Source organism: Variovorax sp. P4_D9, from assembly GCF_056401695.1.
Window position 1 is genome coordinate 1 of the sequence record NZ_JBFUIU010000184.1, and the last position, 13,204, is coordinate 13,204.

Here is a 13,204-nt window from a genome sequence, read left to right on the forward strand (position 1 = left end):
CGTCGACGCGGGTGGCGGCGCCGTCCTTCTCCTCAGTCAGCACGTAGCGGATCTCGCCGCGCGTGGCCGAGCTCGACTTGGTGTCGCGCGCGCTGCCGAAGATCGTGCCCGTGAAGCTGGCCGGGTCGCGCTCGACATCGGCCGCGCCCTCGAAGTCGGCCACGATCGGCCCGACCTTGATGCGCAGCTTTGGTTCGACATGGGTGTCGGTGGGCGGCGCCAGCAGCGAGGCGCCGGGCAGGCAGGTGGTCACGTCGGCCAGGCGGCCGAAGAAGGCCCAGACCTCGTCGCGCGGGAAGTCGACGCTGAAGCTCTGGTTCAGCGTGGTCATCGGCTTGCTGCTGTCGACCGCCGGCCGAGCCGACGGTGCCTTGCCTGCCGCTGCCGGGTCGGGTGCCCTGGCGATCGGCGCGGCCCTGGCCACTGGCGCCGTGGCGGCGCCGCTCTCGGGACCCGCCGCCGTCGGCCGGGCATGGCCCGAACCGACCGGGCCCAGCGTGTCGCGCGCGCTGGCCGCGGCGATGATCCCGGCGGCCTTGCGTTCCGCGATCACGGCCTGCACCGCGCGCACGATGCCGACGTAGCCGGTGCAGYGGCAGAGATTGCCGCTCATCGCATAGCGGATGTCCTGCTCGGTCGCGTCGGGCATGCGCAGCACGACGTCGTGCGCGGAGGCCAGCATGCCCGGCGTGCAGAAGCCGCATTGCAGCGCGTGCTCGCGCGAGAAGGCGGCACGCAGGGCGCGCATCACCTCGTCGTCGTCCATGCCCTCGATGGTGGTCACATGCGCGCCGTCGCRGGCCACCGCCAGCGTGATGCACGAACGCGCCGGCACGCCGTCGATCATCAGCGTACAGGCGCCGCAGACGCCGTGCTCGCAGCCCAGGTGGGTACCGGTCAGGTCCAGCGAATCGCGCAGGAAATCGGCGAGCTGGGTGCGCGGTTCGACGGCCGTCGGGGAGATGAGCTTGCCGTTGACGGTCAGCTGGATCGTTTTCATGGTTGTTCGGCCCGGTCGACCGCGCGCTTCAGCGCGGCGAGGTGAATCTGGTTGTCCAGGGGGTCGGCATGGCCGGCATCGGTCAGCAGTCTTCTGGCGGCATCGATGTCGAGGCGGCGTCCATCGGGAAAGAGCGGCCGGGCATCGCGCAGCACGATCGGCCTGGACTCGGTCGCGCCCAGCACCACGCGGCAGACGGCGCGCTCCGGGTCGTGCAGCACCACGCCGATGGCGTGGGCGAACTCGCCCGTCTTGCGGCACAGCTTGTGATAGCCCCAGCGCGCGCTGCGCGAGAGCCGCGGGATGCGTACCGCCTCGAGCATCTCCCCCGGGCCGAGGTCGGCCTCGAAGACGCTGGTCATGAAGGCGTCGATCGGGACGCGGCGCTGGCCCGAGGGGCCCGCGATCAGCGCCTCGGCGCCGATGGCCGCCAGGCTCGAGATCCAGTCGGCCGACGGATCGGCATGCACCAGGCTGCCGCCCAGCGTGCCGCGATTGCGCACCGCGCGGTAGGCGATGCCGCGCGCCACGCGCTGCAGCGCGCCGCCGCTCACGTCCGGCACGCGGCCGTCCTCGATGTCGGCATGGGTCACGCAGGCACCGATGACGATCCCGTCGTCGCCGGCCTCGACCCGTTTGAGCTCGGGGATGCCGGTGATGTCCACCAGGAGGTCGGGCTGCACCAACCGCAGGTTGAGCATCGGGCCAAGCGACTGGCTGCCAGCCACGATCTTGACGACGATGTCGTCGCGCTGGATCAGGCGGATGACCTCGGCCAGCGTGGCCGGACGTTCGTAGTCGAAGCGGGCGGGCTTCACGCGGCCTCCGCCACGGACATCGGCGCCGCGGCGCCGCGCTCACGCCGAAGCGCCGCCTGCGCGATGGCTTCGAGCACGCGCCGCGGYGTGGCCGGCGAGACGTGGATCTCGGCCCCGAGCGGGCGCAGCGCGTCGTTGATCGCATTGCCGATCGCCGCGGGCGGTGGAATGGCACCGCTTTCGCCGACGCCCTTGACGCCGAACTCGGTGTAGGGCGAGAGTGTTTCCATGTGGATCAGGCGCGGCTCGGGCACCTCGGTCGGGCCCGGCAGCAGGTAGTCGGCGAAGGTCGAGGCCAGCGGCTGGCCCGAGGCGTCGAAAGGCATTTCCTCGTAGAGCGCGGTGCCGATGCCCTGCGCCGTGCCGCCGTAGATCTGGCCGTCGACCACCATCGGATTGACCAGCTTGCCGCCGTCTTCCACGATCACGTAGTCGAGGATCTCGATGTCGCCGGTCTCGGGGTCGACCGCGACCAGAGCCGCATGGGCGCCGTAGCCGAAGGTGCCGGAATCGCGCTGCGGTTTGTAGCCTTCGGTCACTTCGAGTCCGCCGCCATTGACTTCCGGCGGCAGATCTTGCGGGCGCCGGTACCAGACATGCGCCACTTCGCCGATGGTGACGCTGCGCTCCGGCCCGGCGACGACACCGTCGCGCACCGACACCTGGTCCGCGTCGGTGCCCAGCATGAACGCGCCGATCAGCGCCAGCCGCTTGGCCAGCGTCTGGCAGGCGCGCGACACCGCGCCGCCCGACATGACCATGCAGCGGGATCCCCAGGTTCCCGTGGAGTACGGCGTGAAGGCAGTGTCGCCATGAATCAGCTTGACCTTCGAGATATCGATGCCGAGGATCTCGTGCGCCACCTGCGCCAGCGTGGTCTCCAGGCTCTGCCCGTGCGAGTGGGCGCCGATGCGCAACTCGAGGCCGCCGTCGGGCGTCAGCCGCACGGTGGCCTGCTCATAGCCCGGCACCATCGGAATGCCCCAGCCCGCATACACCGAGGTGCCGTGCGCCGCCTGCTCGCAGTAGATGGCGACGCCGACACCGATCAACCGGCCGTCGGCTTCGCCGCGTCGCTGGCGCCGGCGCACCGCCGGAATGTCGATCGCGTCGACTGCCTGCCGCAGCGCGGCCGGATAGTCGCCGCTGTCGAAATGCTTTCTCGTGATGTTGTCGAAGGGCATCTGCTCGGGCCGCACCAGCGATTGCATACGCACCTCGTGCGGCTCGACGCCGCATTCGTGCGCGACGGCATCGAGGATCAGTTCCATCGCGAAGCACACGCCGGTGCGCGCGACGCCGCGATAGGGCAGGATCGGACATTTGTTGGTGGCCACCGAAAAGGTCTTGCAGCGGTAGCCCGGGAAGTCGTACGGACCGGGCAGGATGCTCGCCACCTGGGCCGCCTCGAGGCAGGCCGAAAAAGGGTAGGAAGAGTAGGCACCGGAGTCGACGGTGGCCTCGCAGTCGATGCCCAGCAGGCGCCCGCCGCGGTCGGCATAGGCGGTGATCCGGTAGTGGTGCTCGCGGCAGTTGGCACCGGCCGTCAGGTGCTCGCGCCGGTCCTCGATCCAGCGCACCGGGTGGCCACGCTCGATCGCCAGCCAGGCCAGGGCCACTTCCTCGGTCAGCAGGATGCCCTTGTAGCCGAAGCCGCCGCCGACATCGGGCGAGATCACGCGCACCTGGCCCTCGTCGAGCCCGAGGCAGCCGGCCAGGCCGGTGCGAACGATGTGCGGCATCTGGGTCGAGGTGTAGACCACCAGCTGCTCGAGTCGGCTGTCCCAGTAGGCCACCACGCCGCGCCCTTCCATCGGCGCCATCGCCTGGCGCGAGGTCTTGAGTACGCGGCTGACCTTGACCGGTGCATCGAGCGCGCGCTCGATGTCGACGCTGACATTGGTCTCGAGAAACACGTTGTCGGACCAGGATTCGTGCAGCCGCGCGGAGCCGGCCTCGCGCCCGAGCAGCATGTCGTGCACCGCGGGCAACTCGTCGAGCTCGAGCCGGACTGCGCCGGCGATGTCTTCCGCCTCGGCGCGCGTGCGCGCCACGCACATTGCCACGGTCTCGCCCACGTGCCGAACCTTGCCCTCGGCCAGCACCGGCTGCTCGGAGACCTTGAACCCGGGCAGGCCCGAGACCGCCCGCACCGGCTTGACCGCGCCGAGATGGGCCGCCGTGTACACCTGGCCCTCGAATTCCGGTGGAACCTCGACGCCGGCGATGCGCGCATGCGCCAGCGGGCTGCGCACGAAGGCCACATCCTGCATGCCCGCCAGGCGGATGTCCGCCACGAACTGACCGCGCCCGCGCATCAAGCGGTCGTCCTCCTTGCGAAGGACCCGGGCCCCTACTCCTTGACCTGCCATCGATTTGCTCCTCCAGCCACTGGCTGCACGGCGTCCGTTCGCAGCGCGCGAACGACCTGACGGCACAGCCGAAGATGAAAAATCACTCTAACATACTATTTATAGGATGTTAGTTCTTTATGACTGGATAAAGGCTAGGGAAAGTATGGATAGCCGGGGCGGCCGCCTGGTTAGGCGGCCGGCGCCGCACCGTCGAAGAAGTCGATCGAAAGCTTCACGCAGTCGGCACGGTAGGTGATGTCGGCGACGTAGATCGCGGTGTCGGTGTCGTCGCGCACCACCCACCGCACCTCGGCCGTCGGCGCGCTCAACGACACTTGCAGGAGGTCGGCGATCTCCGGGTCGGCGGTGCCGATCACCAGCGTCTGGTGGGCATGCCGGATCTTGAGGTTCATGGACGCGAGGATCGGCAGCGCCGTGTGCTTGAGGAATTTGTCGCGCCGCCGCTCGAAGACCGGCTTGGAGATGTGCAGGTTGGCGACCGCATAGGGCACCTTGTCCTTGAGCTGGACGCTGCGCAGGAACACGTACTTGTCGGCTAGCAAGCCCTCGCCCTCGCGCAGCCGCGGCGCGGGCGGGGGATTGGCAACCTTGATGAAGTGCGGCACGTTGTCCCTGATCGACGCCAGCACCGACGGCCAGGAGGTCTCGAGGGTGAGCCAGCGCTTGTCGTTGACCGTGTCGTTCACGAAGGTGCCGCGGCCCTGCTGCCGCGAGACCAGGCCTTCGCGCTCCAGGAGCTCGACCGCCTGCCGGACGGTCACGCGGGCGACCTGGAACTCCTCCTCGAGTTCCTCCAGCGTCGCGATCTTCTCGCTCGGCTGCCAGTCGCCGATCTCGATGCGGCGCCGCAGGGCGGCGGCAACCTGGATGTAGGCGGGGATCTTTCCGCGCCGATCGGAGCTGTTTATGGTTGGCATTTTCTACGATCCCGTCATCCTGACTATAGGCTCACAGAATCATACAGGGGCGCCGGGCAAGGATCGGCTGCGAATGCAGCGGAACGGTCCTATTCTGTAGCACTGGCGACACCGCTGATCAAGCTCTCCGTATAGAGAGACGCGACGTCGATCGACACCTGCGCATCCACGGAGCGCAGCGTCGCAAGGCTGCGATGGAGCGCCGCCTCCTGCGCCCGGCGAAGGCCCTCTGCCTCGCTCACGCCGACCGCCGCGAAGCGCAGTGCCCGCCCGGGGCGGCGGCGTCCGAGCACCGGGATGTCGGCCGAGATCACGGTGGCGATCTTGGGATAGCCGCCGGTGGTCTGCGCGTCCGCCATCAGCACGATCGGCAGCCCCGAGCCCGGAACCTGGATCGAACCGCAGACGATACCGTCGGAGACGATGTTGTACCCCTGCGCATGGGCCAGCGGCGGGCCGTCCAGCCGGAAGCCCATGCGGTCCGACTGCGCCGACACGAGGTACTCGCCGGCCAGGAAGCAGGCCATCGCAGCCTCGGTGAAGAAGTGGGCCTGCGGGCCCGGCACTACCCGGATGGCCTGGTCGAGTGCCAAGTCGAAGCGCTCGGCCAGCCTCTTCTCCGGGCGCGCCAGCGCCGTGGCCAGCCGCAGCGGCAGGCGATCACCCGGCTGCAGCGCCCTGCCGCCGAAGCCACCCAGCCGCGCCCGCACGTAGGTGGATGCGCTGCCCAGGCACGGCGGCAGATCGAAGCCGCCTTCGACCGCCAGATAGCCGCAGCCGGCGTCGCCCAGATGGGCGACGCGGAAGCGCTCGCCCCGCAGCAGACGGGCGCTGCGCCCGGCCTCGACGCTGCGCGCACGCGCACCGCTGACCTCGATCACGCCGTTGCACCCCGCCAGCGCGACGCGAACCGCATCCGTCGTCACCTCGAAGCAGGGGCCTTGCAGGATCATCTCCAGCGCGGGGGTCCCCGGTGCGTTGCCGACCAGCGCATTCGCCAGACTCAGGCCGATGCGGTCGAGCGGCCCGGACACCGGTACGCCCGCGTCCTGGAAACCGCGCCGCCCGCCGTCCTGCAGCGTCGTATGGATGCCCGGCACGACGACCTCGAGCGCCGCGGTCATGACGCACTCCCTTCGCTGCGAAGCTGGTAGTCGCCCTCGGCGCTGGCACGGCGTATCTGCTCGAAGCGCTTGCCGTCGATGGGCTCAAAGCGCAGCTTGTCACCCGGGGCGAACAGCGCGGGGCGCGGCCACTGCGGGTCGAAGATCCGCACCGGCGTGCTGCCGATCAGGTGCCAGCCGCCCGGGCTCTCGAGCGGGTAGATCGCCGTCATGGTCGAGGCGATCGCGATCGAACCGGCCGGCACGCGGATGCGCGGATCGGCCCGGCGCGGCAACACCAGTGCCTCGGGCAGGTCGCCCATGTAGGGATAGCCGGGCACGAAGCCGATCATGTAGACATGGAACAGCGTCTCGGCATGCAGGCGCACCACCTCGGCCACCGAGAGACCGGTGCGCAGGGCGACATCCTCCAGGTCCGGCGCATTGATGCCCTCGTAGCAGGCCGGCACCCACCACAACCGGCCCGTCGCCTCGGCGCCGGGCGCGTCGTCGTCGAGCAGGCCGGCCAGACCACGCCGCAGGCTTTCGTGATCGGTACGCAGCGGGTCGTAGTGGACCATCAGCGAGCGATAGGTCGGTACCGCCTCGACCACGCCCGGCAACAGTGCGGCGCGAAGCCTCGCGGCCAGCCGCAGCACACGGTCGCTCAGCGCGCGCTCGATGCGGTCGCCAAATTYGACCACCAGCGCGGTGTCGCCCGCGCAGAGAAATCTCACATCCATTCCTGCTCCTCGTCGCGTCGTCGGACGCAGTTTAAATTCGTATTGTCTTTCTATCTTTGGTACCATATACTAACTCAGCCGGCCACAGGCCTCAACCCGGAATCGACGCAAGGACCAAGGAACAGCAAATGTCACTCTCGATCAATCTCAACGCAGACATGGGCGAAGGATTCGGCGCCTACGACATCGGCAACGATGACGCCATCCTCAAGATCATTCGTTCGGCCAACATCGCCTGCGGCTTCCACGCCGGCGACCCTCTCACCATGCGCCGCGTGGTCGAGCAAGCGAAGGCAGAAGGCGTCAGCATCGGCGCGCATCCCGGCTTCAACGACCTCTGGGGCTTCGGGCGCCGCCGCATCGACATGCGCGCTGACGAACTCGAGAACATGATCGCCTACCAGATCGGCGCGCTGCAGGCGATGGCCGCGTTCTGCGGCGAGAAGGTCACGCACGTGAAGCCGCACGGCGCCCTGAACAACATGGCGGCCGAGAACGCCGACTACGCGCTGGCCATCGGGCGCGCGATCAAGGCGGTCGACCGCGACCTGATCTACGTCGCGCTGTCGGGCTCCGAGATGGAGAAGGCAGCGCAGAAGCTCGAGCTGCCCCTGGCGCGCGAGGGCTTCTGCGACCGCCAGTACGAGGACGACGGCAACCTGACTTCGCGCAAAGTCCCGGGCTCCGTGATCAAGGACCCCGCGGTGGCGACGCAGCAGGTGGTTCACATGGTGCTCGAGGGCGAGATCGTCTCCCGCAACGGCAAGCGCATCAAGCGCCGGGTCGACTCGCTGTGCGTGCATGGCGACGAGCCGACCGCGCTCGCCCTGTCGGCCGCGGTGCGCGCCGGGCTCGAGGCCGCCGGCGTCAAGGTAGTCCCGCTCACCGAAATGAAGCTCCTCTGAGCAGCCCCAGCACCTTGCATCCAACCGCATCCCCCCACACACCAAGGAGTCACGCCATGCAAAGTCGCCCCACCCTCGCCATCATCGGCGGCACCGGAGCCCTCGGATCCGGAATGGCCAAGCGCTGGGCCGCCGCCGGCTATCCGGTCATAGTCGGCTCGCGCTCCCCCGAGAAGGCACAGGAAGCGGCCCTGAAGATCGAGAACGGCCATGGCGCACCGCCGGTGCGCGGCGACAGCAACACCGGCGCCGCCGCAGCAGCCGACATCGTGATCCTGGCGATCCCGTTCTCCAACCACGACGCCACGCTCGAGGAACTGCAGGGCGTGGTGGCCGGCAAGATCGTGGTCGATGCCGTGGTGCCGCTGGTGCCGCCCAAGGTCGCGCAGGTGCAGCTGCCGCCGCAGGGCTCGGCCGGGCAGATCGCGCAGCAGCGCATCGGCGAAGCCGCGCGCGTGGTCTCGGCCTTCCAGAACGTCGGTGCCGCCAAGCTGCAGGGCGAAGGGCCGATCGCCTGCGACGTGCTGGTCTGCGGCAACGACAAGGAAGCGCGCGAGGCGGTGATCGAACTGGCGCAGGCCGCGGGGATGCGCGGCATCGATGCCGGCCCGATCGCCAACGCAGCCGCGGCCGAGGCCTTGACCTCGATCCTGATCGGCATCAACAAGCGCTACAAGGTCGATTGCGCCGGCATCCGGATCACCGGCATCCCCGCCTGAGACCGAGGCAGACCGCCATGCACAGCGCAGCCGTCGCGCTCACTCCGCTGCCTGACTTCCCGCTGGTGGCTCCGGGCGACGACCTGGCCCGCCTGCTCGTCGACGGCCTGCGGCGCGCCGCCATCTCGCCACAGGACGGCGACGTGCTGGTGCTGGCCCAGAAGATCATCTCGAAGGCCGAGGGCCGGTATGTGAGCCTGCGCGACATCGCGCCTTCGCGCCGTGCCCTCGGCCTGGCGTCCGAGACCGGCAAGGACGCCCGGATGGTCGAACTCATCCTCTCCGAGAGCCACGCGGTCGTGAAGTACGGCCCCGGCGTGCTGGTGGTCGAGCACCGGCTCGGGCTGGTGATGGCCAACGCCGGCATCGACCAGTCGAACATCGACCATCCCGACGGCGACGAGCGGGCGCTGCTGCTGCCGGCGGACCCCGATGCCAGCTGCGCCCGGCTGAAGGCCCAGCTCGACGCCGCCTTCGGTGCCGATCTCGCGGTGGTCGTCAACGACAGCTTCGGCCGTCCGTGGCGCCGCGGCGTGACGGGCGTTGCGATCGGCGCCGCCGGCCTGCCGGCGCTGCTGGACATGGTCGGCGCGCCGGACCTGTTCGGCCGCGCGATGCGCGTGACCGAGATCGCGCTGGCCGACGAGATCGCCGCAGCCGCTTCCCTCGTCATGGGCCAGACCGATGCCGGGCGGCCCGTGGTGCACCTTCGCGGCCTGCGCTGGAGCGCGGCCGCACGCCCCGCGGCCGATCTGCTGCGCCCCCGACACCAGGACATGTTCAGATGAGCGAGCGTCTCCCAGAATCAACTTCGCCGTCGCAGCGCCGGCCCGGCGGCCGCGTGCTGGCGCTATGCGGCGGCGTCGGCGGTGCCAAGCTGGCGCTCGGCCTCCAGGACACGCTCGAGGCCGGCCTGCTCACCGTGGCCGTCAACACCGGCGACGACTTCGACTTCCTCGGCCTGCGCATCTCGCCCGACCTCGACACGGTGCTCTACACCCTCGCCGGCCTGAGCGACACGGCACGCGGCTGGGGCCGCGCCGACGAGAGCTGGAACTTCATGGCCACGCTCGCGCCATGGGGCGGCGAGACTTGGTTCTCGCTCGGCGACCGCGATCTGGCGCTGCACATCGAGCGCACGCGCCGCCTGAGCGGCGGCGAGACGCTGACCCAGGTCATGGCCGACATGGCCCGCCGCGCCGGCGTCCTGGCCGAGCTCCTGCCCATGAGCGACGACACGGTGCGCACCATCGTCCACAGCACCGAAGGCGACCTGCCCTTCCAGCACTATTTCGTCAAGCACCGCTGCGCCCCGGCCGTCACCGCGATCTCCTTCGATGGCGCCGGCGACGCCTCGCCCCATCCCGCGCTCTTGCGCGCGCTGGCCGATCCTGAACTGAGCGCGGTGGTGATCTGCCCGTCCAACCCTTTCCTCAGCATCGATCCGATCCTCGCGCTGCCCGGGCTGCGTGCGGCGCTGCAGCGCTGCGGCGCACCGGTGGTGGCCGTCTCGCCGATCGTGGGCGGTCAGGCGGTCAAGGGACCGACGGCCAAGATCATGGGCGAGCTCGGCCATCTCGTCGATTCGACCAGCATCGCCTCGCATTACACCGGTCTGATCGACGGCCTGGTGATCGATCACAGCGACGCGGCCGAGGCCGACGCGCTCGACATCCCAGCCCATGTCACCCGCACGCTGATGACCAACGCCGAGGACAAGCGCGCGCTGGCGCGTGCGGTGCTGGCTTTCGCGGCCTCTCTCGGCGCGAAGCCGGGTGCCGCGCGCGCACACGGGATCGGGCCATGAACGACCCGGTGCTCTGGGCGGTCATCCCGGTCAAGGGCTTCGGCCGAGCCAAGCAGCGCCTGGCACCGGTGCTGGCCGCCCACGAGCGCGCCGGCTTGGCACGGGCAATGTTCGAAGACGTGCTGCAGGTGCTCGCGGGTTGCCCCTTCGTGGCCGGCACCCTGGTCGTCACAGGGGACGACGAGGCCGCGGCGATTGCGCGCGCCGCTGGCACCGAGGTGCTCGCGGATCCGGCCGAGCCCGGGCTTGCCGCGGCCCTGGGGCACGCGGCACGCACGCTCGCCGCAGCGCGCTGCGCCGGCATGCTGGTGGTGCCGGCCGACCTGCCGCAGATCACCTCGGCCGACATCGAGCTGATCGCGCTCGGCCACCGTCGCTCGCCGGCCGTGACGCTGGTGGCCGCCAGCAGCGATGGCGGCACCAATGCGCTGGCCTGTTCGCCTCCCGATGCCATGCCGCTGCTGTTCGGCGACGACAGCTTCCGGCGCCATCGGGAGGCCGCGCTGGCGCTCGGTCTCGCGCCGAGGCAACTGAAGCTGCCGCGCTTCGGCCGCGACATCGACCGGCCGCTCGATCTGCTCGCCTGCCTGGATGAGCGCTCGAACACGCGCACTTGCGCCTATCTCAGCGCCAGCGGCATCGCGCAACGCCTGCGCCAGGCACAGGTGCAACCGACACACACCACCCGAAGGGAACCGACTCCATGACTCACCCGATGCTTGCAGCCCACCACATGATGTCGCCCGAAGAAGCCTACCGGCTGGTGGACATGGGCCTGGACCTGTTGATGCCGGCCGCCTCCGAGCGCCGCGACGCGGCGCATGGCCATGTGGTCAGCTACTCGCGCAAGGTTTTCATCCCGCTGACCCAACTGTGCCGCGACGTCTGCCACTACTGCACCTTCGCCCACGCGCCGCGCAAGGGCGAGGCGCCGTACCTGTCGATCGAGAAGGTGCTCGACATCGCCCGTGCCGGCGCGGCGGCCAACTGCAAGGAAGCGCTCTTCACGCTCGGCGACAAGCCCGAGCTGCGCTATCACGCCGCCAGCGAGGCACTGGCCGAGATGGGCTACGACAGCACACTCGCCTACCTCGAGGCCGCCGCGCGCGCCGTCTACCACGAGACCGGCCTGCTGCCGCACCTGAACCCGGGCCTGCTCGAACTCGACGACCTGCGCCGGCTGCGCCAGGTGTCGATCTCGCAGGGCATCATGCTCGAGAGCAGCTCGGAGCGCCTGTGCGAGCGCGGCGGGCCGCACCATGGTTCGCCCGACAAGAAACCGGCCGCACGCCTGGAGACCATCCGCCTGGCCGGCGAGGCCGGCGTGCCCTTCACCACCGGCATCCTGATCGGCATCGGCGAGACGCGCACGGAGCGCATCGATGCGCTGCTGGCGCTGCGCGAGCTGCACGCGCGCTACGGCCACATCCAGGAAATCATCATCCAGAACTTCCGCCCGAAGGCGGGCACCCTGATGGTCAACGCGCCGATCCCGACGCTCGAGGACCACCTGTGGACCATCGCCGCCGCGCGGCTGATCTTCGAGCCGTCGATGAACATCCAGGCTCCGCCCAACCTGCGGCCGGGCGCGCTGCGCCCGCTGGTCGATGCCGGCATCAACGACTGGGGCGGCGTCTCGCCCGTGACGCCCGACCATGTGAACCCCGAGGCACCCTGGCCGCACCTGGAAGCTCTGGCCAAGGCCACCAAGGCCGCCGGCAAGGAGCTCACCGAGCGCCTCGCGCTCTACCCGGCCCATGCGCGCGAACTCGAGCGCTGGGTCGATCCGGTCTTGCGCACCCCGCTGCTGCACCGCCTCGACAGCGACGGCTTCCCGCGCACCGACAGCTGGTCGCCGGGCGCGCACGAAGATCCGCCGGCCGCCGACCTGCGGCAGATCGCCACGCCGGCGATCCCGCGGCCCGGGCCGGAGGTCGAACGCATCCTGGCGCGCGCCATGGCCGGCCAGACGCTGGCCGAAGCCGAGATCGTGCGCCTCTTCCGCGCCCGCGGCGACGAGTTCAGCGCGGTCTGCGCGGCGGCCGACACCCTGCGCCGCGAGATGAACGGCGATGTCGTGAGCTTCGTCGTCAACCGCAACATCAACTACACCAACATCTGCGCCTACCGCTGCCAGTTCTGCGCCTTCGCCAAGGGCAAGACCACCGAGGACCTGCGCGGCAAGCCCTACGACCTGCCGCTGGAGGAAATCCGCCGCCGGGTGCGCGAGGCCTGGGACCGCGGCGCCACCGAAGTCTGCATGCAGGGCGGCATCCATCCCTCCTACACCGGCGCGACCTACCTGGAGATCTGCCGCGCAGTCAAGGCCGAGGCGCCGGACATGCATGTGCACGCCTTTTCGCCGCTGGAGGTGTGGCAGGGCGCCCGCACGCTCGGCCTTCCGCTACGCGACTACCTGGCCCAGCTTAAGGAGGCCGGCCTCGGCACGCTGCCGGGCACCGCGGCCGAGATCCTCGACGACGAGGTCCGGCAGGTGATCTGCCACGACAAGGTGAACACCGCGCAGTGGCTCGAGGTGATGCGCACCGCGCACGGACTCGGCCTGCGCAGTACCTCGACCATCATGTTCGGCCACATGGAGAGGTTCGAGCACTGGGCCCGCCACCTGCTGCACCTGCGCGCGCTGCAGGTGGAGACCGGAGGCATCACCGAATTCGTGCCGCTGCCCTTCGTCCACATGGAGTCGCCGATCTACCGCAAGGGCAAGGCGCGGCGCGGGCCGTCGTTCCGCGAGACGGTGCTCATGCATGCGGTTGGCCGGCTGGCGCTGCACCCTGTGATCCCGAACATGCACGC

At 69.8% G+C, this 13,204-nt stretch carries 12 protein-coding genes; 6 read left to right on the forward strand and 6 right to left on the reverse strand.

Annotated elements, in window-relative coordinates:
* From AC1DY5_RS20315 to pxpB, 6 genes are all read right to left on the reverse strand, one after another.
* Positions 1 to 1,000 (reverse strand): 2Fe-2S iron-sulfur cluster-binding protein (locus tag AC1DY5_RS20315; RefSeq protein ID WP_478114217.1); only part of this gene is annotated, 1,000 nt, incomplete at its 3' end.
* Positions 997 to 1,818 carry an FAD binding domain-containing protein gene (locus AC1DY5_RS20320; protein ID WP_478114219.1) on the reverse strand — a complete coding sequence of 274 codons (822 nt, stop codon included), beginning with the start codon at positions 1,816 to 1,818 and terminating at the stop codon, positions 997 to 999. The genes AC1DY5_RS20315 and AC1DY5_RS20320, both read right to left, overlap by 4 nt.
* Positions 1,815 to 4,190, reverse strand: coding sequence for a xanthine dehydrogenase family protein molybdopterin-binding subunit (locus AC1DY5_RS20325; protein WP_478114221.1), 2,376 nt, complete (start codon positions 4,188 to 4,190; stop codon positions 1,815 to 1,817). Before AC1DY5_RS20325 ends, AC1DY5_RS20320 begins: the two co-directional genes overlap by 4 nt.
* 170 nt (positions 4,191 to 4,360) lie before the next feature.
* Positions 4,361 to 5,110: a GntR family transcriptional regulator gene (locus tag AC1DY5_RS20330; RefSeq protein ID WP_478114222.1), complete on the reverse strand. Its 750-nt coding sequence runs from the start codon at positions 5,108 to 5,110 to the stop codon at positions 4,361 to 4,363.
* Between the two features lie 89 nt (positions 5,111 to 5,199).
* Positions 5,200 to 6,234 carry a 5-oxoprolinase subunit C family protein gene (locus AC1DY5_RS20335; RefSeq protein WP_478114224.1) on the reverse strand — a complete coding sequence of 345 codons (1,035 nt, stop codon included), beginning with the start codon at positions 6,232 to 6,234 and terminating at the stop codon, positions 5,200 to 5,202.
* Complete coding sequence (gene pxpB, locus AC1DY5_RS20340) at positions 6,231 to 6,956, reverse strand: 5-oxoprolinase subunit PxpB (protein WP_478114226.1); 726 nt, start codon at positions 6,954 to 6,956, stop codon at positions 6,231 to 6,233. The genes AC1DY5_RS20335 and pxpB overlap by 4 nt, the downstream gene beginning before the upstream one ends.
* A 128-nt stretch (positions 6,957 to 7,084) precedes the next feature.
* Here pxpB and AC1DY5_RS20345 point away from each other — a divergent pair, with 128 nt between their 5' ends.
* From AC1DY5_RS20345 to cofG, 6 genes are all read left to right on the forward strand, one after another.
* Complete coding sequence (locus AC1DY5_RS20345; protein WP_478114228.1) at positions 7,085 to 7,861, forward strand: LamB/YcsF family protein; 777 nt, start codon at positions 7,085 to 7,087, stop codon at positions 7,859 to 7,861.
* Between the two features lie 56 nt (positions 7,862 to 7,917).
* Positions 7,918 to 8,580 (forward strand): NADPH-dependent F420 reductase, encoded by a 663-nt coding sequence (gene npdG / locus AC1DY5_RS20350; RefSeq protein WP_478114230.1) that lies wholly within the window; start codon positions 7,918 to 7,920, stop codon positions 8,578 to 8,580.
* A gap of 17 nt (positions 8,581 to 8,597) precedes the next feature.
* Entirely contained in the window at positions 8,598 to 9,368 is a 771-nt protein-coding gene (gene cofE / locus AC1DY5_RS20355; protein ID WP_478114232.1) for a coenzyme F420-0:L-glutamate ligase, read from the forward strand.
* Positions 9,365 to 10,387, forward strand: coding sequence for a 2-phospho-L-lactate transferase (gene cofD, locus AC1DY5_RS20360; protein ID WP_478114234.1), 1,023 nt, complete (start codon positions 9,365 to 9,367; stop codon positions 10,385 to 10,387). The genes cofE and cofD overlap by 4 nt, the downstream gene beginning before the upstream one ends.
* Positions 10,384 to 11,094, forward strand: coding sequence for a 2-phospho-L-lactate guanylyltransferase (cofC, locus tag AC1DY5_RS20365; protein ID WP_478114236.1), 711 nt, complete (start codon positions 10,384 to 10,386; stop codon positions 11,092 to 11,094). The genes cofD and cofC overlap by 4 nt, the downstream gene beginning before the upstream one ends.
* Positions 11,091 to 13,204: 7,8-didemethyl-8-hydroxy-5-deazariboflavin synthase CofG (gene cofG / locus AC1DY5_RS20370; RefSeq protein ID WP_478114237.1), on the forward strand; the 2,114-nt coding region annotated here is incomplete at its 3' end. The genes cofC and cofG, both read left to right, overlap by 4 nt.

Bases quoted from the DNA above. Each gene is read 5' to 3' on its own strand.
- cofE (WP_478114232.1), top strand. From the start codon at position 8,598: ATGCACAGCGCAGCCGTCGCGCTCACTCCGCTGCCTGACTTCCCGCTG.
- AC1DY5_RS20335 (WP_478114224.1), bottom strand. From the start codon at position 6,234: ATGACCGCGGCGCTCGAGGTCGTCGTGCCGGGCATCCATACGACGCTG.
- AC1DY5_RS20345 (WP_478114228.1), top strand. From the start codon at position 7,085: ATGTCACTCTCGATCAATCTCAACGCAGACATGGGCGAAGGATTCGGC.
- AC1DY5_RS20330 (WP_478114222.1), bottom strand. From the start codon at position 5,110: ATGCCAACCATAAACAGCTCCGATCGGCGCGGAAAGATCCCCGCCTAC.
- npdG (WP_478114230.1), top strand. From the start codon at position 7,918: ATGCAAAGTCGCCCCACCCTCGCCATCATCGGCGGCACCGGAGCCCTC.
- cofC (WP_478114236.1), top strand. From the start codon at position 10,384: ATGAACGACCCGGTGCTCTGGGCGGTCATCCCGGTCAAGGGCTTCGGC.
- cofD (WP_478114234.1), top strand. From the start codon at position 9,365: ATGAGCGAGCGTCTCCCAGAATCAACTTCGCCGTCGCAGCGCCGGCCC.